The sequence below is a fragment of the Roseateles sp. DAIF2 genome (genome assembly GCF_015624425.1).
GTDB lineage: Bacteria > Pseudomonadota > Gammaproteobacteria > Burkholderiales > Burkholderiaceae_C > Kinneretia.
Map to the genome: position 1 here is coordinate 1235806 of NZ_CP049919.1, position 22256 is coordinate 1258061.

General features: G+C 69.0%; 20 protein-coding genes. 10 read left to right on the top strand and 10 right to left on the bottom strand.

Features of this window, described 5'->3' with window-relative positions:
* Positions 1-29 precede the first annotated feature (29 nt).
* Together G8A07_RS05790 and G8A07_RS05795 are read right to left on the bottom strand one after the other, a co-directional pair.
* Positions 30-581: an SIS domain-containing protein gene (locus G8A07_RS05790; RefSeq protein WP_195796134.1), complete on the bottom strand. Its 552-nt coding sequence runs from the start codon at positions 579-581 to the stop codon at positions 30-32.
* Positions 582-604: 23 nt separating this feature from the next.
* Positions 605-994, bottom strand: coding sequence for a YraN family protein (locus tag G8A07_RS05795; RefSeq protein ID WP_195796135.1), 390 nt, complete (start codon positions 992-994; stop codon positions 605-607).
* Here G8A07_RS05795 and rsmI point away from each other — a divergent pair.
* The 5 genes from rsmI to htpG all read left to right on the top strand — a co-directional run bounded on the left by rsmI (position 987) and on the right by htpG (position 7145).
* On the top strand, positions 987-1901 hold the full coding sequence (gene rsmI, locus G8A07_RS05800; RefSeq protein ID WP_249937237.1) for a 16S rRNA (cytidine(1402)-2'-O)-methyltransferase: 915 nt from the start codon (positions 987-989) through the stop codon (positions 1899-1901). The two genes, G8A07_RS05795 and rsmI, sit on opposite strands and share 8 nt — an antisense overlap.
* A gap of 7 nt (positions 1902-1908) precedes the next feature.
* Positions 1909-3372: a metalloprotease TldD gene (gene tldD / locus G8A07_RS05805; RefSeq protein WP_195796136.1), complete on the top strand. Its 1464-nt coding sequence runs from the start codon at positions 1909-1911 to the stop codon at positions 3370-3372.
* Positions 3373-3640: 268 nt separating this feature from the next.
* Positions 3641-4753, top strand: coding sequence for a 3-deoxy-7-phosphoheptulonate synthase (locus G8A07_RS05810; protein ID WP_195796137.1), 1113 nt, complete (start codon positions 3641-3643; stop codon positions 4751-4753).
* 36 nt (positions 4754-4789) lie between these two features.
* Positions 4790-5101 carry a hypothetical protein gene (locus G8A07_RS05815; RefSeq protein WP_195796138.1) on the top strand — a complete coding sequence of 104 codons (312 nt, stop codon included), beginning with the start codon at positions 4790-4792 and terminating at the stop codon, positions 5099-5101.
* Positions 5102-5264: 163 nt separating this feature from the next.
* Positions 5265-7145 carry a molecular chaperone HtpG gene (gene htpG / locus G8A07_RS05820; protein ID WP_195796139.1) on the top strand — a complete coding sequence of 627 codons (1881 nt, stop codon included), beginning with the start codon at positions 5265-5267 and terminating at the stop codon, positions 7143-7145.
* Between the two features lie 61 nt (positions 7146-7206).
* On the opposite strand, the gene G8A07_RS05825 is transcribed toward htpG, so the two are convergent.
* From G8A07_RS05825 to G8A07_RS05835, 3 genes are all read right to left on the bottom strand, one after another.
* On the bottom strand, positions 7207-8256 hold the full coding sequence (locus tag G8A07_RS05825; RefSeq protein ID WP_195796140.1) for a serine/threonine protein kinase: 1050 nt from the start codon (positions 8254-8256) through the stop codon (positions 7207-7209).
* A gap of 50 nt (positions 8257-8306) precedes the next feature.
* The gene (locus tag G8A07_RS05830; protein ID WP_195796141.1) at positions 8307-9095 is read right to left on the bottom strand and encodes a DUF2726 domain-containing protein; all 789 of its coding nucleotides are present in this window, start codon (positions 9093-9095) and stop codon (positions 8307-8309) included.
* Between the two features lie 149 nt (positions 9096-9244).
* Positions 9245-9952, bottom strand: a complete 708-nt coding sequence (locus G8A07_RS05835; protein ID WP_195796142.1) for a GNAT family N-acetyltransferase — start codon at positions 9950-9952, stop codon at positions 9245-9247.
* Between the two features lie 263 nt (positions 9953-10215).
* Here G8A07_RS05835 and rplM point away from each other — a divergent pair, with 263 nt between their 5' ends.
* The 3 genes from rplM (at position 10216) to erpA (ending at position 11576) form a co-directional block, all read left to right on the top strand.
* Complete coding sequence (rplM, locus tag G8A07_RS05840; protein ID WP_195796143.1) at positions 10216-10644, top strand: 50S ribosomal protein L13; 429 nt, start codon at positions 10216-10218, stop codon at positions 10642-10644.
* A 9-nt stretch (positions 10645-10653) separates the two neighbouring features.
* Entirely contained in the window at positions 10654-11046 is a 393-nt protein-coding gene (rpsI, locus tag G8A07_RS05845; protein WP_195796144.1) for a 30S ribosomal protein S9, read from the top strand.
* A gap of 155 nt (positions 11047-11201) precedes the next feature.
* Positions 11202-11576, top strand: coding sequence for an iron-sulfur cluster insertion protein ErpA (erpA, locus tag G8A07_RS05850; RefSeq protein WP_195796145.1), 375 nt, complete (start codon positions 11202-11204; stop codon positions 11574-11576).
* Positions 11577-11643: 67 nt separating this feature from the next.
* Here the strand turns inward: erpA and G8A07_RS05855 are convergent, their stop codons facing one another.
* Together G8A07_RS05855 and G8A07_RS05860 are read right to left on the bottom strand one after the other, a co-directional pair.
* Positions 11644-12753 carry an anhydro-N-acetylmuramic acid kinase gene (locus G8A07_RS05855; protein WP_195796146.1) on the bottom strand — a complete coding sequence of 370 codons (1110 nt, stop codon included), beginning with the start codon at positions 12751-12753 and terminating at the stop codon, positions 11644-11646.
* A 13-nt stretch (positions 12754-12766) separates the two neighbouring features.
* Positions 12767-14149 carry a M23 family metallopeptidase gene (locus tag G8A07_RS05860; RefSeq protein ID WP_249937238.1) on the bottom strand — a complete coding sequence of 461 codons (1383 nt, stop codon included), beginning with the start codon at positions 14147-14149 and terminating at the stop codon, positions 12767-12769.
* A gap of 313 nt (positions 14150-14462) precedes the next feature.
* On the opposite strand from G8A07_RS05860, the gene tyrS reads away from it, so the two are divergent.
* Together tyrS and G8A07_RS05870 are read left to right on the top strand one after the other, a co-directional pair.
* Positions 14463-15641, top strand: coding sequence for a tyrosine--tRNA ligase (tyrS, locus tag G8A07_RS05865; protein WP_371816432.1), 1179 nt, complete (start codon positions 14463-14465; stop codon positions 15639-15641).
* A gap of 31 nt (positions 15642-15672) precedes the next feature.
* Positions 15673-16323, top strand: coding sequence for a hypothetical protein (locus G8A07_RS05870; RefSeq protein WP_195796148.1), 651 nt, complete (start codon positions 15673-15675; stop codon positions 16321-16323).
* On the opposite strand, the gene gnd is transcribed toward G8A07_RS05870, so the two are convergent.
* The 3 genes from gnd to G8A07_RS05885 form a co-directional block, all read right to left on the bottom strand.
* On the bottom strand, positions 16311-17774 hold the full coding sequence (gene gnd, locus G8A07_RS05875) for a decarboxylating NADP(+)-dependent phosphogluconate dehydrogenase (protein WP_195796149.1): 1464 nt from the start codon (positions 17772-17774) through the stop codon (positions 16311-16313). The genes G8A07_RS05870 and gnd overlap by 13 nt on opposite strands.
* Positions 17775-17884: 110 nt before the next feature.
* Positions 17885-21235, bottom strand: coding sequence for a S41 family peptidase (locus G8A07_RS05880; protein WP_249937239.1), 3351 nt, complete (start codon positions 21233-21235; stop codon positions 17885-17887).
* 100 nt (positions 21236-21335) lie between these two features.
* Positions 21336-22235 carry a 5'-nucleotidase gene (locus G8A07_RS05885; RefSeq protein ID WP_195796150.1) on the bottom strand — a complete coding sequence of 300 codons (900 nt, stop codon included), beginning with the start codon at positions 22233-22235 and terminating at the stop codon, positions 21336-21338.
* Positions 22236-22256 lie beyond the last annotated feature (21 nt).

Below are 22256 nucleotides of genomic sequence, written 5' to 3' on the forward strand. Positions count from 1 at the left end.
CATCGCGGGTTCGTTCTCCATCGTCGGGTTCATTCGCCGGTGCCCAGCAGCTGCATGTCGACCGCGTCGCACAGGCAATGAGCCAGCAGGCGATGCGCCTCGGCCACGCGGGCAAAGCGGCTGTGCGGCACGCGGATCTGCACATCGGTATCCAGCAGCAGGCCGCGCAGGGCCTCGTCCTGGCTGCCGGTCAGCGCGATCACGCTCATCTCCTGCGCATGCGCCGCCTCCAGCAGCGCGCCATGCGTGGCGAGGTCGGCCGGGCCGGATTCGAACAGCAGCAGCAGGTCGCCGGGATGGCCCAGGGTCTGGATCTGGCGCGCCGGATCGGTCAGCCCGTCCAGCGCCCAGGCGGCCAGGCCGGGGCGGTCCTGTTCGAAGCCGCCGGTCAGCAGCGCGGCCATGTAGCGGGCGTCCAGCTCGGAGCGGCCCAGGCCGACGCACAGCACGCGGCCGCCGGCGGTGATGCCGTCGACCAGCATCTGCGCCGCCACCGCGAGCGGGCGGGACAGGCCCTCGGCGACCTGGTATTGCAGGTCGGCGCTTTCGAAGAATTGTTGTTGGATGCGTTGCTCAAGCATTGGGCGGCATCATAAGCCAGGGCTTACCCGTATCCCCCGGCCTCGAAGGCGGCCTGCAACCACTCGATACCGCCGCCCTCCAGCGCCACCACGTCGAAGCGGCAGGGCGGCGGCGTCGCATGGTGCAGCAGGTAATGGCGCGCCGCATAGATGAGCCGGCGCTGCTTGGCGGGCGTCACGCTGGCCGCGGCGCCGCCGTGCGAGCCATCGAGCCGCGTGCGCACCTCGACGAAGACCAAGGTGCCGTCGCGCGGGTCGCGCATGATCAGGTCCACCTCGCCGGCGCGGGCGCCGGGCCCGGCGGCGACCCGATAATTGCGCTCCAGCAAGGTCAGGCCCTGCTGCTGCAGGTGCTGCAGCGCGCGGTCCTCGCCTGCATCCCCGCGACTCTTGGTGGAGCCCCACTTGAACATCGATGCCTCCCTGCTGTTGCAGGCGGCCGCGGCCGCGGCCGGTGGCCAGCAGTATCCCGCTTCCACGCTTTATATGGTGGCCACGCCGATCGGCAATCTGGCGGACATCAGCTTTCGCGCCGCCCATCTGCTGTCCCTGGTCGACGCGGTGGCCTGCGAGGACACGCGGGTCTCGGGCGGGCTCTTGCGCCACCTGGGCCTGCACAAGCCGCTGATCTCGCTGCACCAGCACAACGAGCATGAGGCCAGCATGGCGCTGATCGCGCGGCTGCAGGCAGGCGAGCGCATCGCCTATGTGAGCGACGCCGGCACGCCGGCCATCTCCGACCCCGGTGCGGTGCTGGTGGCGGCGGTGGCCGCGGCCGGCCTGCGCGTGCTGCCGATTCCCGGCGCCAGCAGCGCGGTGACCGCGCTCAGCGTGGCCGGCGATGTGGCCGCCGCGGGCTTCGAGTTCGCCGGCTTCCTGCCGACCAAGGCGGCCGAGCGCCGCACGGCCCTGCAGGCCCTGGCCGGCAGCCCGCGCAGCCAGATCCTGTTCGAGGCGCCGCATCGCATCAAGGCGCTGCTCGAGCTGCTGGCCGAGGTCTGCGGCGAGCAGCGCGTCACCGTCTGCCGCGAGCTGACCAAGCAGTTCGAGACCGTGCACACCGCGCCGGCCGCCGAGCTGCCGGCCTGGCTGGCGGCGGACGCGCAGCGCGAGCGCGGCGAGTTCGTGCTGGTGCTGCATGCCCAGGCGCCGGCCGCGGCGGCCGAGTCCGAGCTGCCGCCGGAGGCCGAGCGGATGCTCGCCGTGCTCTTGCGCGAGCTGCCGCTGAAGCAGGCGGTGAGCCTGGCGGCCGAGCTCAGCGGCGCGCCGCGCAACGGGCTTTACCAACGGGCGCTCGCATTGAAGGATGGCGCGCCATAATCCCGCCATGATCTCGCGCGAACCCACCCTGGCCCGTCTCGCGACGGCCCAAGCCCAGTTGCTGGAACCCTATGGCCTGACCGAGGCGTCCCTGGCCAAGGCCCTGCGGCTGATCACCGAACACCGGGTCGATGACGCCGACCTGTACTTCCAGACCACCCGCGCCGAGGGCTGGAGCCTGGAGGAGGGCATCGTTAAGAGCGGCAGCTTCTCGATCGACCAGGGCGTGGGCGTGCGCGCCGTCGCCGGCGAGAAGACCGCCTTCGCGTACTCGGACGACATCTCCGAGGCCGCGCTGCTGGACGCCGCCCGCACCGTGCGCGCGATCGCCGCAGCCGGCCAGAGCAAGCGCGTGCAGGTGCCGAGTACGCCGACCGTGCCGGGCAGCCGCGCGCTCTACGGCGACGCCGACCCGATCGCCAGCCTGGACAGCACGGCCAAGGTGGCGCTCCTGGAGCGCGCCGAGAAGATGGCCCGCGCCAAGGACCCGCGCGTCGCGCAGGTGATGGCCGGCCTGGCGGCCGAGCATGAGGTGGTGCTGATCGCGCGCGCCGACGGCACCTTGGCCGCCGACGTGCGGCCGCTGGTGCGCCTGTCGATCACCGTGATCGCCGAGCAGAACGGCCGGCGCGAGGTCGGCAGCGGCGGCGGCGGCGGTCGCTTCGGCCTGGCCTATTTCAGCGACGAGATGATCGCCAGCTATGTGGAGCAGGCGGTGTCGGCCGCGCTGACCAATCTGGAATCGCGCCCGGCCCCGGCCGGCGAGATGACCGTGGTGCTGGGCCCGGGCTGGCCCGGCGTGCTCTTGCATGAGGCGGTGGGCCATGGCCTGGAGGGCGACTTCAACCGCAAGGGCTCCAGCACCTTCTCCGGCCGCATCGGCCAGCGCGTCGCCGCCAAGGGCGTGACGGTGCTGGACGACGGCACCATCCCGGACCGACGCGGCTCGCTGAACATCGACGACGAGGGCTGCGCCTCGCAGCGCAATGTGCTGATCGAGGACGGCATCCTGAAGGGCTATATCCAGGACGCGATGAACGCGCGCCTGATGAAGGTCAAGCCGACCGGCAACGGCCGGCGCGAGAGCTATGCCCATGTGCCGATGCCGCGCATGACCAACACCTACATGCTGGGCGGCGACAAGGATCCGCAGGAAATCATCGCCAGTATCAAGAAGGGCCTCTACGCGACCAACTTCGGCGGCGGCCAGGTGGATATCACATCCGGCAAGTTTGTCTTCTCCGCCAGCGAAGCCTACTGGGTCGAGGACGGCCGGGTCCAGTACCCGGTCAAGGGCGCAACCATCATCGGCAACGGCCCCGACGCGCTCACCCGCGTCTCGATGATCGGCAACGACATGCGCCTGGACACGGGCGTCGGCGTCTGCGGCAAGGAGGGCCAGAGCGTGCCGGTGGGCGTCGGCCAGCCGACCCTGCGCATCGACGGCCTGACCGTTGGTGGCACGGCCTGAGGTTCCGGCACAACAGACGAGGATTGACGGGGCATTGACGGAGGTCACAGGCCCCGTGCTACATTCGGCCCCATGCGTTTCGTTGGCAAGTTTTATTTTGCGTACTTTTGGTTCTCGCACCGCACCGGCGGAGGAGAGGCGAACGCGTAAACGCAAGCAAGCAACAAGCGCCAAGAATCTCCCAGAAACCGCCGGGTCACCACCCGGCGGTTTTTTTTCGTCCCGGCGCCTGTCCGATCGATCCGAACCCACCCACCTACCCACGAGCATGAACGCCAAGACCACCGCCGAACGCTGGTATTCGCCGCAGGACAAAACCAGCGAAACCGACGACCAACGCATTCGAGATGTCACGCCCTTGCCTCCGCCCGAACACCTGATCCGCTTCTTCCCGATCTCCGGCACGCCGATGGAGCGCCTGATCACCGGCACCCGTCAGAAGATCCGCGACATCATGCAGGGCAAGGACGACCGCCTGCTGGTCATCATCGGCCCCTGCTCGATCCACGATCCGGCCGCCGCGCTGGAGTACGCGCGCCGCCTGATGACCGAGCGCGAGAAGTACGCCGACACGCTGGAGATCGTGATGCGGGTCTACTTCGAGAAGCCGCGCACCACGGTCGGCTGGAAGGGCCTGATCAACGACCCCTACCTGGACGAGAGCTACCGCATCGACGAGGGCCTGCGCATCGCGCGCCAGCTGCTCTTGGAGATCAACCGCCTGGGCATGCCGGCCGGCAGCGAGTTCCTGGACGTGATCTCGCCGCAGTACATCGGCGACCTGATCAGCTGGGGGGCGATCGGCGCGCGCACCACCGAGAGCCAGGTGCACCGCGAGCTGGCCTCGGGCATCTCGGCGCCGATCGGCTTCAAGAACGGCACCGACGGCAATATCAAGATCGCCACCGATGCGATCCAGGCCGCGGCGCGGCCGCACCATTTCCTGTCGGTGCACAAGAACGGCCAGGTCGCGATCGTCGAGACCAAGGGCAACAAGGACTGCCATGTGATCCTGCGCGGCGGCAAGGCGCCGAACTACGACGCCGACAGCGTGGCCGCGGCCTGCACCGACCTGGCCGCCTCCAAGCTGGACCAGCGCCTGATGATCGACTGCTCGCATGCCAACAGCAGCAAGAAGCATGAGCGCCAGCTGGATGTGGCGCGCGACATCGGCACCCAGCTGAAGGCCGGCAGCCGGAGCATCTTCGGCGTGATGGTGGAAAGCCATCTGAAGGACGGCGCGCAGAAGTTCAGCCCCGGCAAGGACGACCCGACCAAGCTGGAATACGGCAAGAGCATCACCGACGCCTGCCTGGGCTGGGACGACTCGATCGCGGTGCTGGAGGTGCTGAGCGAGGCGGTCCAGGCGGCGCGCGGCTGAGAGAGAATCGCTGCACAACTCTCGGAGGTTCAGGCGATGCGCAGCGAGATCAAGCTTGTGTTCGGTCCGGGCGAGGAGTTCGACCTGGTGGTGGATGGCAGCGAGGTGCTGGACTTCGAGGCCGCCCGCCGCTGGCTGGACGAGCAGTTCGTCAAGAACGAATGCGAACCGATGCGGGGCTCCGGCAAGGTGCTGATTGCCGACAAGGTGCTGGCGGTGGCCGCGGCCGTCGGGCCGGCGGCCTTCCGCGATCCGGCCTTCGCGCTGGACTTCGCCCGCGCCACGCGCGGCGCACTGGCCAAGGCCCTGGTGCGGGTGGACGTTCCGAAGCAGAGCCTGTCCTACTGAGCGCCCCCAGGGCCGGGCTGCGCCCGCCCGCCCCCGAGGGGGTCAAGCAAACTTGGGGCGGCCCTGCGTTTGCTTGTGACAAATCCCTCTTGAAGCCGGCCGCGGCGCCCTTATCTGGGCAGCGCGCGGCTTCTGTCGCTTCCACTTTTCGAACGCATCTCACATGGCAAAGCAAACCCATTCCTTCCAGGCCGAGGTCAAGCAGATCCTGCATCTGGTGACCCATTCGCTGTATTCGAACAAGGAGATCTTCCTGCGCGAGCTGGTCAGCAACGCCTCCGACGCCTGCGACAAGCTGCGCTTCGAGGCGCTGGACAATGCGGCGCTGTACGAGGAGCAGCCGAACCTGGAGGTGCGCGTCAGCTTCGACGAGGCGGCCCGCACCGTGACGATCAGCGACAACGGCATCGGCATGAGCGCCGACGAGGCGATCGCCCACCTGGGCACGATCGCCAAGAGCGGCACGCGCGAGTTCATGGCCAAGCTGGAGGGCGACCAGAAGAAGGACGCCAACCTGATCGGCCAGTTCGGCGTCGGCTTCTACTCCGGCTTCATCGTCGCCGACCGCATCACGGTCGAGACACGCCGTGCCGGCCTGAAGGCCGAAGAGGGCGTGCGCTGGAGTTCGGAAGGCACCGGCGACTACGAGGTCGAGACCATCACGAAGGCCGGCCGCGGCACCGACGTGATCCTGCACCTGCGCGAGGGCGAGGAGGAGTTCCTCAAGACCTGGCGCCTGAAGTCCATCATCGGCAAGTACAGCGACCATATCTCGCTGCCCATCCTGATGAAGAAGGAGGAATGGGACGCCGAAAAGAGCCAGCAGGTGCTGAAGGACGAGTGGGAAAGCGTCAACAAGGCCTCGGCGCTGTGGACCCGCAGCAAGAGCGAGGTGACGGCCGAGCAGTACGAGGAGTTCTACAAGCAGATCTCCTATGACCAGGAGGCGCCGCTGGCCTACACGCACAACCGCGTCGAGGGCCGCAGCGAATACACCCAGCTGCTCTATATCCCGAAGAAGGCGCCGTTCGACCTGTGGAACCGCGACAAGCGCGGCGGCGTCAAGCTCTACGTCAAGCGCGTCTTCATCATGGACGACGCCGAGGCGCTGATGCCGGTCTACCTGCGCTTCGTCAAGGGCGTGATCGACTCGGCGGATCTGCCGCTGAACGTCTCTAGAGAGCTGCTGCAGGAAAGCCGCGACGTGAAGGCGATCCGCGAGGGCTCGACCAAGCGCGTGCTGGCGATGCTGGAATCGCTGGCCGACAGCGAGGAGCAGGCCGACAAGGACAAGTACGCCGCCTTCTGGACCGACTTCGGCCAGGTGCTGAAGGAGGGCATCGGCGAAGACCACCAGAACCAGGAGCGCCTGTCCAAGCTGCTGCGCTTCGCCTCGACTCATGCCGACGAGGGCGTGTCCCTGGCCGACTATCTGGGCCGCGCCAAGGAAGGCCAGGACGCGATCTACTACATCACCGCCGACAGCCTGCAGGCCGCCAAGAACAGCCCGCAGCTGGAGATCTTCCGCAAGAAGGGCATCGAGGTGCTGCTGCTGGTCGATCGCGTCGACGAATGGATGCTCTCGCACCTCTACGAGTTCGAGGGCAAGCCGCTGCAATCGGTCGCCAAGGGCGCGGTCGACCTGGGCAAGCTGCAGGACGAGGACGAGAAGAAGAAGGCCGAGGAGGCTGCCGAGCAGTTCAAGCCGCTGCTGGAGAAGCTCAAGGCCGCGCTGCAGGGCCGTGCCAAGGATGTGCGCGTCACCACCCGCCTGGTCGACTCGCCCGCCTGCATCGTGGTCGAGGAGGGCGACATGAGCGGCCATCTGGCGCGCCTCCTGAAGCAGGCAGGCCAGGCCGCGCCGGCCTCGCTGCCGACCCTGGAGATCAATGCCGAGCATGAGCTGGTGAAGAAGCTGGACGGCAACCCGCGCTTCGAGGACCTGGCCCATGTGATCTTCGACCAGGCTGTGCTGGCAGAAGGGGGCAGCCTGGAAGATCCGGCGGCCTATGTGAAGCGCGTCAACGCGATGTTGTTGGGCTGAGCAGGCGCCTTGGGCCAGTGGCCCAAGGCCCTCGACAGGCATGAACAGTCCACTGGACTTTTCATGTCCGGTCTTGGTCCCAGAAGACATAATCGTCTTCGTCGGGCGCCTGGGGGGCGATCGGCTCCGGCCGCATCGCCTCCAGCTGCTCGCGCAGCTTGACCACCTGGTCGTTCCAGTAGTTGGCCGTGCCGAACCAGGGGAAGGCCAGCGGGAAGGCCGGGTCGCCCCAGCGCCGCGCCAGCCAGGCGCTGTGGTGGATCATGCGCAGGGTGCGCAGCGGCTCGATCAGGGCCAGCTCGCGGCGGTCGAATTCCGCCATGCTCTCGTAGCCCTCCAGCACGCAGGCCAGCTGCTGGCGCATGCTCAGCGCGTCGCCGGACAGCAGCATCCACAGGTCCTGTACCGCCGGGCCGGTGACCGCGTCGTCCAGGTCGACGAAATGCGGGCCCCGGTCGGGCGTCCACAGGATATTGCCGGGATGGCAGTCGCCATGCAGGCGGCCGAGTTGCAGGTCGGGCAGGGCATCGAAGGCCTGCTGGATCGCGTCCAGGCAGCGCCGCAGCGCATCTTCCCAGGCCGGGCGGATCTCCAGCGGCACGCTTTCATGCGCCAGCAGCCAGTCCAGCGCCTGCCGGCCGGGCTCGGCGCTGGCCCAGGCCAGGCGATGCTCGAAGGGCCGCTGGCGCCCCACCGCATGGATGCGGCCCAGGTAGCGGCCGATCCAGGTCAGCACCGCGGGATCCTCCAGCTCCGGCGCGCGGCCGCCCTGGCGCGGCGTGACGCCGAAGCGCTGGCCCTGGTAATGGATCAGGGTCGCGGCCGCCTCGCCGAGCGTCCAGGGGGCGGCCACCGGCACCTCGGCCGCCAGCAGCTCCTGCGCGAAGGCATGCTCCTCCATGATCTGCGCATCGCTCCAGCGGCCGGGGCGGTAGAACTTGGCCACCGCGATCCTGCCGTCCTCCAGATGCGCCTGCAGCACCCGGTTCTCGTAGGAGTTCAGCTGCAGCATGCGGCCATCGCCGTACAGCCCGACGCTTTCCAGCGCGTCCAGCATGAACTCGGGGGTCAGGTCGCGGAAGCTGGTGTCGGTGCTGCTGTGGATGCTCATGAAAAACGGCGCCCGCGGCGCCGTGTCAGGGAGTGGGCTCGGTTCGCAGTCTAGCGATGACCGTAGCGCGGCGAGTCCACCACCACGCCGACGATGTCATTCGGCGCCTCGTCCGGGTACTGCGAATCGGCGCCCAGCGGCTCGCCGAAGGGGCGGCTGTTGCGGAAGCCCGGGCGGCTGCCGGCCAGGCTGTCGTAGCGGCTGTCCGGCGCGAAGAAGGAGTCGTGGAACACGGCCGAGTCCTGCCAGAGGTTCTCGCGGCTGCCGCCGCGGCGCGGCGTCTTGGCGCTGATGCTGGGGCGCGCCGGCGCCCGCTGCGGCAGGGTGGCCGGCTGCGGGCCGCGGTTGGCGGCGCCGCTGAAGGGCACCAGCAGCTGCAGCTCGGCGGCGCTGGGCAGGTTGTCGATCGGGCAGCGCAGATAGCGCACGCGGCAGGCGCCCAGCACCGACTGCTTGATCTGCAGGCTGCGGCTGGAGGCCTGGCGGTCGCTGTCCAGGTCCACCGCGGCCAGCACGCGGCCGTTCGGACTGCAGATCGCGAAGCTCACATGGGTGGCGCCCAGCAGGTCGAACCAGTAGCGCACCTGCTTGGCCTCGGTGGGCTGACAGAAGCGCACCAGCGGCAGCTTGGACAGGATGACATGGTGCGGCAGCGCTTCCTTGAGCAGGCGGTAGACGCGGCGCTCATCGGTGCTGAACACGGGGCGTGCGCTCAGGGACCACTCGGTGGGCAGCGGCTTGGCGCCCTGGCTGGGGCGGCGCAGCAGCCACAGCACGGCGATCGCCACGAAACCCAGGCCGGATACCAGCGCGATGATCCACGGAACGATTGTTTGCATCCCTCGTGATCTCGTATGGTTGGCGGCGCCCCTCGGCACCTAAGCGACGAAATGTAACGGAATTTCGTGACAAGAACCCCCGTGCCTACCCCCAGACGCGGGGTGTCGGAGTCGGCGGCCTGCGCCTATGAAAGGTCGGCGGTGGTCGGCTACTGCTTGGCGGCCTTGTTGCCGGCGTCGTCGAACTGGGATTTCACCTCGGCCACGCCGTCGATGATGTCGCCCAGCACGCGGATATGGCGCTTGAACTGGAAGTCCAGCTCGGCCATGTGGCGCTCGATCGCCTCGCCGACATGGGAGGCCACCGTGTCCGGCGGCAGGCGCAGCCAGGCCTCGGACTCGGAGCCGTCGCGCTCCACCGTGGCGCCGGCCTTGCGCGCGATCTTCAGCATCGGCGCGTTCTCGCTCAGCGCGTGGATGAACAGGGTCTCGATGCCGCGGTTGCGAGCATGCAGGGCGGCGCGTTCGAACAGCCGGGCGCCGAAGCCGCGGCCGCGCGCCTTGTCCAGCACCGAGACGCCGAACTCGGCCATCGCCGGCTTGCCCTGGCGCTGCGGCTGCGGGGCGTAGGCCAGATGCGCCATCGCCACCAGCTGCAGCCGGCGGTTGAAGATGCCCAGCACCTCGTCGCGCTCGAAATCCAGGCCCATCGCATAACGGGTGATCTGCTCATCTGAGGCCGGGTAGCCGAAACGCAGGTAGCGGTCGCGCTCGGACAGGCTCAGCAGATGGTCCTTGATGCGGCGGCGATGCCGGCGCGCCAGCGAGCGGATCGGCACCCAGGAGGGCAGCAGCTGCAGCGCCCCCCAGGCCGGGGCGGATTCGGCGGCGGCGGCGGGTTTTTGCGGCGCGGTCATGGCGGTGGTGTAAGTAATAACCCTGATTTTATCCGAGGCCCTGTGCCCGGCCTTGTCCGCGCCCTCTTGGCGTGTCCGGCATGATCGGGTACACTCGCGGGCTTTCCCGTATTTGGCTGCGGGGAAGAGGTCCTTGTGCCCGCATGAGAGGCCGCCTTTGACGAAGCGGCACCGAACTAGAGCTCCGGGATTGATGTTCAGCCATGCTACCGCCCCTTGTCCTTCGCGCTTGTGATGGATGAGCGGTTTTTAGAAAGATACTCATGAAGACCTTCAGCGCCAAGCCGGCCGAGGTGACGCACGAGTGGTTTGTGATTGACGCCACCGACAAGGTGCTCGGACGTGTTGCCAGCGAAGTGGCACTCCGTTTGCGCGGCAAGCACAAGGCCATCTACACGCCTCACGTCGACACCGGTGATTTCATCGTCATCATCAACGCCGACAAGCTGCGTGTCACCGGCAACAAAGCCACGGACAAGGTGTACTACCGTCACTCGGGTTTCCCGGGCGGCATCTACGCCACCAAGTTCAAGGACATGCAAGCCAAGCATCCGGGCCGTGCCCTGGAGAAGGCCGTCAAGGGCATGCTGCCCAAGGGCCCGCTGGGTTATGCCATGGTGAAGAAGCTGAAGGTTTACGCAGGTGCCACGCACCCGCATACCGCCCAGCAGCCGAAGGCGCTGGAAATCTAAGGAGCGGCAATGATCGGAAACTGGAACTACGGTACCGGACGCCGCAAGTCGTCGGTCGCTCGCGTCTTCATCAAGAAGGGCACGGGCCAGATCGTCATCAACGGCAAGCCCGTTGAGCAGTACTTCGGCCGTCAAACCTCGATCATGATCGCCAAGCAGCCCCTGCTGCTGACGAACAATGGCGAGGCCTTCGACATCAAGGTGAACGTCCACGGTGGTGGCGAGTCCGGCCAGGCCGGCGCCGTCCGTCACGGCATCACCCGCGCGCTGATCGACTACGACGCCGCGCTGAAGCCCGAACTGAGCCGCGCCGGCTTCGTCACTCGCGATGCGCGTGAAGTCGAGCGTAAGAAGGTCGGTCTGCACGGCGCTCGTCGTCGTAAGCAGTTCAGCAAGCGCTGATCGATCCCGAGCTCGGCCTGCCGGGTTTGGCAACAAGGCCGCTGCCTCGCAGCGGCCTTGTTTCATTTGGGGGCGTCCCCAAATATCCTCCGTCTGCAAGGTCGCCCGTTTGGGTGGACAATCGGCGTCAGAGCCATCTATCAGGAAATTCCATCATGAGCGCAGTTCTCGACACTCCCACCGTTGGCGCCGACGACATGCCCGCGCCGCTGGTCTTCACCGACAGCGCCGCCGACAAGGTGCGTGATCTGGTGGCCGAGGAAGGCAATCCGGATCTGAAGCTGCGCGTGTTCGTGCAGGGCGGCGGCTGCTCCGGCTTCCAGTACGGCTTCACCTTCGACGAGGCCGTCAACGAAGACGACACCCAGATGAACAAGAACGGCGTCACCCTGCTGATCGACGCGATGAGCCTGCAGTACCTGATGGGCGCCGAGATCGACTACAAGGAAGACCTGCAGGGCGCGCAGTTCGTGATCAAGAACCCGAACGCGAGCACCACCTGCGGCTGCGGTTCGAGCTTCTCGGTCTGATCGGGCGCTCGTCGCATCCCGCCTCTGAGGCCGCCTGCGGGCGGCCTTTGCATTTCCTCTGCAGCTCTTAGGCCGGGTGCAGCGCGCCCAGCAGGCGCGGGCCGGCGGCGCCGGTGACGCGCGGCAGATTGCCCGGCTCGCGGCGCACGAAGCGCTGGGCCAGCCAGGCGAAGGCGGCGGCCTCCACCTGCATCGGCGGCAGGCCGCGGGCGGCGCTGCTCAGCACGGTTAGCGCGGGCAGTCGGGTCTGCAAGCGCGCCATCAGCCGGCCGTTCAGGGCGCCGCCGCCGCAGACCAGCAGCTCGCTGCCGGCCGCCGCGTCGCGCAGGCAGTCGGCGATGCTGGCCGCGGTCAGCTCGAGCAGGGTGGCCTGCACATCCTCGGGGCGGGCGTCGGCGGGCAGCTGGCGCAGCAGCCAGTCGGGATTGAACAGGTCGCGGCCGGTGCTGCGCGGTGCGGGCAGCGCGAAGAAGGGTTCGGCCAGCAGAGTCTGCAGCAGCGTCGGCAGCGCCCGGCCGCTGGCGGCCCAGGCGCCATCGGCGTCATAGGGTAGGCCGCGATGCCGCGCCACCCAAAAGTCCATCAGGCAGTTGCCCGGCCCGCAGTCGTAGCCGAGGGTGGCGCCGTCACGGCCCAGCAGGCTGATATTGCTGATGCCGCCGATGTTCAGCACCGCGACATCCGCGTCGGCGCGGCCAAACAGCGCGCGGTGGAAGGCTGGCACCAGCGGCGCGCCCTGGCCGCCGGCGGCGAGGTCGCGGCTGCGCAGGTCGCAGATCACGTCGATGCCGCTCAGCTCGGCCAGCAGGGCGCCGTTGAGCAGCTGCAGGGTGTAGCCGCTGCCGTCGAACTCGCCGGGGCGATGGCGGATGGTCTGGCCATGGGCACCGAGCGCGCGCACCTCGCTGGGTTGGTGGCCCGTCTCGCGCAGCAGCTCATGGCTCAGCTGGGCATAGGCGCGCGCGACGCCATTGGCGGCCAGCGCGCAGCGGTGCGCCTCGTTGGCGCCGGGGCTGTTCAGTGCGAGCAGCTCCTCGCGCAAAAAATCTTCGAAGGGCTGGTGCCGGTGGCCCAGCACCTCGGCCGGGGTGCCGTCGCGGCCCGGGAAGCGCGCCAGCACCGCGTCGACCCCGTCCAGCGAGGTGCCGGACATCAGGCCGATGAACAGATCGCTCACGGTCGGCCGGGGCTCAGTCCGCGCCGCTGACGCCGACGCCCATCGACTCGGCGGCCGAGAGCTGGTTCTTGACGCTGGCCACGGTGGCCTGGAACTGCGCCTTGGCGCTGGCCGGCAGGTTGATCGCCTCGGAGGCGCGCGCGATCACGCGCGGATCCTGGTGCTGGCCCTTGACGCGGAATTCGAAGTGCAGATGCGGGCCGGTGGCCCAGCCGGTGGCGCCGACGGCGCCGATCTTCTGGCCCTGCTCGACCTTCTGGCCCTTCTTGACGTCGATGCGGCTCAGGTGGGCGTAGACGGTCTGGCGCTCGCCGCTGTGGCGCACGAAGATCACATTGCCGAAGCCGTTCTGCCAGCCGGCGAACTCGACCGCGCCGTCGCCGACGGTGCGCACCGGCGTGCCGGTCGGCGCGCCGTAGTCGGTGCCGAGGTGGGCGCGCCACTTCTGCAGGATCGGGTGGAAGCGCATCGCGAAACCGGAGGTCACGCGCGAGAACTCCATCGGGCTGGCCAGGAAGGAGCGGCGCTTGCTCTGGCCATCGAAGCCGTAGAAGTTGCCCTTGCCGGTCGCGGAATCCTTGTACCAGACCGCGGCATGGCTCTTGCCGTTGTTGACGAACTCGGCGGCGATCACGCGGCCGCTGGTCTGGCCCCAATTGATCGGCTCGCCGTCGGCGGTCATGGCCTCGAACACCACCGAGAAGCGGTCGCCCTTGCGCAGCTCGCGGTGGAAATCGATGTCGCCGGAGAACATGTCGGCCATCTGCGAGGCGATCGCATCGGGGATGCCGGCCTCGTCGGTGGCGACGAACAGCGAGCTGCGCACCATGCCGCTGCCCAGGCGCACCTGGGCCTGCAGCGGCACGGTCTCGAGCCGGGCGCTGAAGACCTCGCCCTGGCGCTCGATGCTCAGGCGGCTGAAGTGGGTGGCCTGCTGCTCGGCCAGCTCGGCCGGGAAGCGCACGATCATCGAGCGCACGGTGCCGTCGGCATCGGCGCTCAGCTGCACCATCTTGCCGACGCGGCCCTTCAGCACGCGCTGGCCCAGCTGGTCATTGCGTAGGAAGGCGGCGGCGGCCGGGTCGAAGGCGCCCATGCGGCGCAGCAGCGAATCGGCGGTGTCGCTGGCGCGGGTCTGGTCGTTGCGGACCAGGGCCATCTGATGCGCGGCCAGCGCGCTGAGCTGCTCGTCCAGATCCAGCGTGCGCACCGGCTCGGTGATCAGGTATTGCGGCAGATCCTCGGCATTGGGCGCCAGCGGTGCGATACCAAAGGCGGTGACGGCAAAGCCGCCCAGCAGGCCCACCACGGTGCTGGTGAGGGCGCGCGGGTGCCGAGCTGCGAAGGCTTCGGCTCGCGCCAGAGCCTGCTTCAGTTCGTTTTTCCAGTCAATCACGCTTAAAAACCTGGGACCTTGTTGTTTTGCCGTCCTGCCCGATGGTCAGGGAGCCATGGAGCACGAGGGGCGTCCACTAGAATTCATGGTTTGCGCCACACCCCCAAGCGAGGGGTTCTGACGCAAAACAGCGGCGAGTATACCGAGGCGATCGCCTCGTCAACGCCAAGAAAACCCGATAAATCAAGGCTTTACATCTAGCCTGCGCCCAAACTTCCACGCCATGTCCGAATCGCGAACTCCAGCCGCCACGCCGTCTTCCGCTCCCGCCGAAGCCCCGCGTTATCCGGTCACGGACAAGGTGCGCGAGGCCATGGCCATCTCCAAGCGCGGCGTGGACGAGCTGCTGCCCGAGGCCGACTGGCTGAACAAGCTGGCCCGCGCCGAGGCCACCGGCGTGCCGCTGCGCATCAAGCTGGGCCTGGACCCGACCGCGCCGGACATCCACATCGGCCACACGGTGGTGCTGAACAAGATGCGCCAGCTGCAGGACCTGGGCCACCAGGTGATCTTCCTGATCGGCGACTTCACCTCGATGATCGGCGACCCCTCGGGCCGCAATGCCACGCGCCCGCCGCTGACGCCCGAGCAGATCAAGCACAACGCCGAGACCTACTACAAGCAGGCCAGCCTGGTGCTGGACCCCGCCCGCACCGAGATCCGCTACAACAGCGAGTGGAGCGACCCGCTGGGCGCGCGCGGCCTGATCCAGCTGGCCGCCAAGTACACGGTGGCGCGCATGATGGAGCGCGACGACTTCACCAAGCGCTTCGCGGCCCAGACCCCGATCTCGGTGCACGAGTTCCTCTACCCGCTGATGCAGGGCTACGACTCGGTGGCGCTGAAGAGCGACCTGGAGCTGGGCGGCACCGACCAGAAATTCAACCTGCTGATGGGCCGCCACCTGCAGCAGGAATATGGCCAGGAGCCGCAGTGCATCCTGACCATGCCCCTGCTAGAGGGCCTGGACGGCGTCGAGAAGATGTCCAAGTCCAAGAACAACTATGTGGGCATCACCGATCCGGCCACGCAGATGTTCGCGAAGATCCTGTCGATCAGCGACGTGCAGATGTGGAAATGGTTCGAGCTGCTGAGCTTCCGCCCGCTGGACGAGATCGCGCGCCTGAAGGCCGAGACCGAGGCCGGCCGCAACCCCAAGGAAGCCAAGGTGCTGCTGGCCAAGGAGATCACCGCTCGCTTCCATTCGGCGAGCGCGGCCGACGAGGCCGAGCAGGACTTCAACAAGCGCGCCGCGGGCGGCATTCCGGACGACATCCCGGCGCTAAACCTGTCCGGCGCCCCGCAGGGCATCGGCGCGCTGCTGAAGGCGGCGGGGCTGGTGGCCTCGGGCAGCGAGGCGATGCGCATGGTCGAGCAGGGCGGCGTCCGGATCGACGGCACGGTGATCAGCGACAAGGGCCTGAAGCTGGAAGCCGGCACCTTCGTGCTGCAGGTCGGCAAGCGCAAGTTCGCGCGCGTGACCCTGGCTTGAGTTTTTGCACCTCCAAAGGGAGGCGGCAACGATGCGGGAAACGCTGAACCGGCCGCTCAACGGGTCCGAGAAACGGCGCCTGGGCGCCGATCTGGCCCATTGGGAGCGGCGCCTGTCGCCGCGGGCCAAGGTGCGCGAGGCCGTCCAGGCCTTCGGCGCGGCGCTGCTGGTGGGCCTGGGCTTCGGGCTGTTCGGCAGCCATGGCTTCTACTACTCGATGCTGGGCGCGCTGTGGGTAGCGGGCCTGCTGCTGCTGATCCTCTGGGTGCCCAAGGAGCGGCAGGGGCGCGGGCGGCTGTGGGCCCTGCGCCGGGCGCTGGCGCAGAACCGGGCCGAGGTGCTGCGGGTCGAGGCCGAGGCCTATGTCGAGTTCGAGGAACTGGGTGACTCGGGCGCCTTCTACCTGTTCCAGACCGGCCCGCGGGAGCTCTTGCTGCTGCGCGGGCAGGACTACTACGCCACCGGCGGCTTTCCCTGCCTGAGTTTTGAACTGGTCACGGTGCCGGGCGTGCTGTTCCACATCCGCCCGCTGTCGCCGGCGGCCGAGCCCCTGCGCCGCTTTGCGCCGCAGGCCATGCTTGAGTTCGCGGATCTGGAGGACGGCCGGGTGCTGCCCGGCCGCTTGGAAGACGCCCAGGCGGCCCTGCGCGCCGCGCTGGGCCGTCCGGCTCAGACCGAGTAGGTGCTCGACGCGGTGCGCCCGCCGCTGCCGGTCCAGTTGGTGTGGAAGAACTGGCCGCGCGGCTGGTCCACGCGTTCATAGGTATGGGCACCGAAGTAGTCGCGCTGGGCCTGCAGCAGGTTGGCCGGCAGGCGCGCGCTGCGGAAACCGTCGAAGAAGGCCAGCGCGCTGGCGAAGGCCGGCACCGGGATGCCCTTCAGCACCGCGGTGGCGACCACGCGGCGCCAGCTGGCCTCGCTCTTCTTGATCGCCTGCTCGAAGAAGGGCGCCAGCAGCAGGTTCTGCAGCTGCGGGTTCTGGTCGAAGGCGTCCTTGATGTTGCCGAGGAAGGCGCTGCGGATGATGCAGCCGCCGCGCCACATCAGCGCGATGCCGCCGTAGTTCAGGTGCCAGCCGTTCTGCTCGGCGGCCGCCGCCATCAGCATATAGCCCTGGGCATAGCTGACGATCTTGGAGGCGTAGAGCGCCTGGCGGATCTCCTCGACGAAGGCGGCGCGCTCGGCGTCCTCGATCTTGCGGCTGCCGCCCGGGAACAGCCTGGCCGCCTCGACGCGCAGGTTCTTCATCGCGGAGACGCAGCGGCTGTAGACCGCCTCGGCCATCAGCGTGATCGGGATGCCCAGGTCGGCCGAGGAGATCACGGTCCATTTGCCGGTGCCCTTCTGGCCGGCGGTGTCGAGGATCTTGTCGACCAGCGGCGCGCCGTCCGCCTCGTCCTTCTTGGCCAGGATGTCGCGGGTGATCTCGATCAGGTAGGAGTCGAGCTCGCCGCGGTTCCAGTCGGCGAACATCGCGCTCATCTCGTCGGGCGTCAGGCCCAGGCCTTCCTGCATCAGCTGGTAGGCCTCGCAGATCAGCTGCATGTCGCCGTACTCGATGCCGTTGTGCACCATCTTGACGTAATGGCCCGAGCCGCCCTCGCCGACCCAGTCGCAGCAGGGGGAGCCGTCATCGACTTTGGCGGCGATGGCCTGGAAGATCGGCTTCACATGCGGCCAGGCCGCCGGCGAGCCGCCGGGCATGATGCTGGGGCCGAAGCGCGCGCCTTCCTCGCCGCCGGAGACGCCGGTGCCGATGTAGAGCAGGCCCTTGGACTCGACGTACTTGACGCGGCGCGCGGTGTCGTCGAACAGCGAGTTGCCGCCGTCGATGATGATGTCGCCCGGCTCCAGGTGCGGCAGCAGCTGCTCGATGAACTCGTCCACCGGCGCGCCGGCCTTGACCATCAGCATCACGCGGCGCGGGCGTTTCAGCAGGCCGACCATCTCCTCGATCGAATGCGCGCCGATCACCTTCGTGCCCTTGGCCTCATGGGCCAGGAACTCGTCCACCTTGGACGTGGTGCGGTTGTAGGCCACGACGGTGAAGCCATGGTCGTTCATGTTGAGGATCAGGTTCTGGCCCATCACGGCCAGGCCGATGAGGGCGATGTCGGCTTGCGCGCTATGCATATGTTCTTTTCAGCTCGGTGGCAAAACCCGAATCCTAGGGGAAACCCGGGACTCGTGGGAAATCGGGGCTGCTGGACGGCCGGACCTTGCGGTCCGGCCGGAGGCTGCGCTCAGCGCGCCAGCGGGCGCGGATAGGGGCCGGGGCGCGGCTCGCGCAGCGGCTTCTCGCTCATGGCCTTGCGCAGCCAGGCCAGGGCGGCATCGAGCTGCGCGTCCTGGCCCAGGGCGCTGGCGCGCGGCGGGTTGTCGACCTCGATGTCGGGACGCACGCCCTGACCCTCGATGATGAAGCGGCCGTCCTCCAGCAGGAACTGGCCGGTCTCGGCGGCGCGCACCATGCCGTTGTCGGCCAGGCGGTTGCGGTCCGACAGCCAGACGCCGGCGCCGGCCGTGGTGCGGCCGATCACCGGGCCCAGGCCCAGGCGCTTGAAGCCCTCGGTGAAGGTCTCGCCATCGGAATAGGTCTCTTCGTTGGCCAGCACCACCACCTGGCCGCGGAAGGTCTGCTGCATGTTCGAGCCCGGCGGCGCGTTCTCCGGCGAGCGGCGCTGCCAGAACATCCAGGCGCGGCGCAGCAGGGTGTTGAGGATCCAGCTGTCGATATTGCCGCCGCCGTTGTGGCGCACATCGATGATCAGACCCTCGCGGTCGACCTGGGCGTAGAACTCGCGCGCGAAATCGGCGATGTCGTCGCGCCCCATCGCGCGCAGATGCAGATAGCCGATGCGGCCCTGCGAGGCCGCGGCCACTGCGCGGGCGCGGCCGTAGCGCCAGTCGTCCAGGCGCAGCCGCGCCTCGCGCATCGCGTCCACCGGGGTCACGATGACACGGCGTGCGGCGGCGCCGGGGCGATCCTGCAGCTCCAGCAGCACCTGGCGGCCGGCCTGGCCGCGCAGCAGCTCGCTGGGATGCGCGGACTCGGCCGCGGGGCGGCCGTTGATGCGCGTGATGAGGGCGCCGGGTGCGATGGCAAGCCCGGGCGCGGCCAGCGGGCCGGCCTCGGCGGGCAGCTCGGGGTCGCCGGTGTAGAGGCGCTCGACCCGCCAGCCCTGCTCGACGCGCTGCAGCTCGGCGCCCAGGCCGGCCAGGCCCGGCTCCTGCGGGCCCTTGCGCACATCGGGCGCGATCACCTGGCTGTGCAGCAGGCTCAGTTCGCCGACCAGCTGTTGCAGCAGATCGCTGAGCTCGCCGCGCTCGGTGACGCGCTCCACCAGCGGCGCGTACTTGTCGCGCATCGCGTTCCAGTCCACGCCGTGCAAGGCCTTGTCGTAGAAGAAGTCGCGCTGCATGCGCCAGGCGTCATGGAACATCTGGCGCCATTCGGCGCGCGGCTCGGTGGCGATCTGCCAGTCGCTCCAGCGCACCTGGGCCTTGCCCAGATCGGTCGGCAGCTTGGGTCCGCTCTCGACGATCAGGATCTCCGGCGTGGCGCCCTCCGCGCCGCGGCGCAGCATCAGCTTCTTGCCGTCGCGGCTCAGCGCATAGGCCTGCACCTGCTCGGCCAGGGTCTCGGTCTTGCTCTCCTGCGGGCCGATGGGCAGGCTCTTCAGCGCGCGGCTGCCGCGCTCCTCGTCGAGCAGCCACAGGCGCTTGCCGTCGGTGGCCAGCTCGCTGTAGTTGCCCGGCGCCAGCGGCAGCTCGTACAGGCGCTGCGCGAGGCCGGCGGTGGCGATCTCGGGCAGGCGCGGCTTGCTGCTCGACTCGGACTTGGCCTCCGGCTTGGTTTCGGGTTTCTCGTCGGGCTTGGCCGGCTGCAGCTCGTCGGCGGCGGCGAAGGGGAAGCGCTGCGGGCCGGCCTGCAGCGCCAGCGCATAGACCTTCCAGCCGCGCTCGAAGCTCGGGCCCATATTGCGGTCGCCCCAGGGATTGGGGCGGCCGCTGGTCGCGAAATGGCGGCGCGACAGGAAATAGAGCCAGCGCCCGTCCGGGCTGAAGGCGGGCGAGGCGCTGTCGTAGCGGTCACCGGTCAGCACATGCAGGCGCTGGTCGGCCGGGGTGTAGAGCATCAGCTGCTCGCGCCAGCCACTGCCCTCGTTGCGGCTGTAGGCCAGCGCGCGGCCGTCCGGCGACCAGCGCAGCTCGCCATAATCGTTGCCATGGCGGTCGCGGTCGATCTCGCGGGTGGCCTCGGCCGGCGCCTTGGCCTGCAGGTCGGTCAGGTAGAGCCGGCCCTCCTTGTCGCTGTGCGCGAGGTAGCGGCCGTCCGGCGAGGGCTGCAGCTGCAGGCGCATCGCCTGCGCATCGCGGGTCAGCTGCTGGGGCGGGCTCAGGCCATCGGCCGCGAAGCGCCAGACCTCCAGCTCGCCGCCGAAGTCGCACAGCGCGAACACCTGCTTGCTATCGGCGCTGAACTTGGCCTCGCGGCAGCGCCCGCCGTCCTTCAGCCCGGCGGGCAGGGGCAGCTCGGCGCGGCGCAGCGGGCCGGCGCCCTGGGTGGCCAGGCGGCCGCGGCTGGTCAGCAGCACGCGCTCGCCGTCGGGGGCGAAGGCCAGGTGGCTGAGGAAGTCCTGCGGCTTGTCGATCCAGCGCTGGCGCTGCTGGTCGAAATCGCCGCTCAGGCCGATCGCCAGCCGCTGCGGCTCGGCGCCGCCGCCCAGGTCCAGGCGGTAGAGGTCGGCGCCCAGGCTGTAGACCGCCAGGGCGCGCCCGTCGGCGGCCAGGCTGAGCTGGCGGATGTCCCAGTCGCGGTGTCGCGTGTGCTGGCGCAAGTCCTGACCCTTGGCGTCGACCGACCAGAGGTTGAAGCGGCCGTCGCGGTCCGACAGAAAGGCGATGCGCAGGGCGCCGCCGGCGTCGCGGTAGGGCTGCGGGCGCAGGTTGTTGTGGCCGTCGTCGACCAGGGCTCGCGCCTCGGCCTGGCCGTCCAGATCCAGCGCCCACAGGCGCGCGATGCCGCCGCCGCGGTAGAGGCGGGCGTTGTCGCCGCGCAGGCCGTTGCGGGTGAAGAACAGCTGACGGCCATCGGCGCTCAGCGCGCCGTCGCTGGCCTGGTTGACCGGCAGGGCGCGCAAGCGCGCGCTGGCGATGTCGGCGGCCAGCAGGCGCGTGCCGGGCTGGCCGCTCGGGTTCGGGCCGGTGAAGATCACCTCGCCCTGGGCGCTGATGCCCCAGACCCGCTGCTGCGCGCTCTGGTTCCAGCTCAGGCGCTTGGGCACGCCGCCTGCGGCCGGCATCACATAGACATCGCCGGCGCCGCCGTCGTACTGGCCGATGAAGGCCAGCCAGCGGCCATCGGGCGAGAGGGCCGGATGCGTCTCGCTGCCGGCATGGCTGCTCAGGCGCTGCGCCCCGCCGCCCTGGGCCGGCGCGCGCCACAGATCGCCCTCCGCGACGAACAGCAGCTGCTCGCCCTGCAGCGCGGGCATGCGGTAGTAGCCGGTCGTCGGCTGGGCCGCGGCCAGGCCGAAGCCCAGCGCGGCGAACAGGGGCAGGAGTCGCAATGGCGTGCAGAGCAGGGTCACGTGCAGTCCTTGTGGGCCTGGGTTGATAGCGGGAGGAGGGCGGGCGCCGCCGGGTAGGCTGGCGCCGCGTGGGGGCGGATTGTGCGGCAGACCGAGGGGGTCAGACGTTCTTCACGCCGCTGGCGACATGGCCGGCCGGCACATGGGCGCGCGCGCTCTCGACATGGCCGATCTGGTCGTCGAAGAAGAAGTCGGGCTCGAACTCGCGCAGGAACTCGCCCTTGGCCAGGCCGCCGAGGAACATCGCCTCGTCGACCTCGATCTGCCAGTTCATCAGGGTGCGCAGCGCGCGCTCATGGGCCGGCGCGCTGCGCGCGGTGACCAGGGCGGTGCGCACGCTCATCGCATCCTCCTTGTCGCGCTGCAGGCGGTGCAGGGCCTCCAGCACCGGCTTGAAGGGGCCGGCGGGCAGCGGCAGGCCGGCGCGCTCGATCTCATGGGCCTGGAAGGCGTCCAGCCCGCTGGCCTGGTAGACCTGCTCGGCCTCGTCGGAGAACAGCACCGCGTCGCCGTCGAAGGCGATGCGCAGCTCATGCGGATGCGCGTCCGAGGCGCGCGCCCCGCTGGGCAGCACGCGCGCGGCCGCGACGCCGGCGCCCAGCGCCGAGCGCACATCGGCCTCGTTGGCCGACAGGAAGAGCTGGGCCTTCAGCGGGCGCAGATAGCGCCAGGGGCTGGTGCCGCGGGTGAACACGCCGCGCTCGATCTTCAGCCCGAAATGCTGGGCCGAGCGGAACACCCGCATGCCCGAGATCGGGTCGTTGCGCGACAGCACCACCACCTCGACCCGCGGCGCGGCCGCGCCGACATTGAAGCCCAGCAGCTTGTGCACCAGCGAGAAGGCCACGCCGGGCTTGGCCGGCACGTCCAGGCGCTGCTGCTGCAGCGCCATGTAGGCGCGGTCGTCGCCGGCCTCGAAGAGTTCATTCTCCTCCTCGAAATCGAAGAGGGCGCGCGAGGAGATCGCGACGACGAGTTGTCTGTCCAGGGTGGCCGGCATGTGGGATTCTTGGAGTTCTGG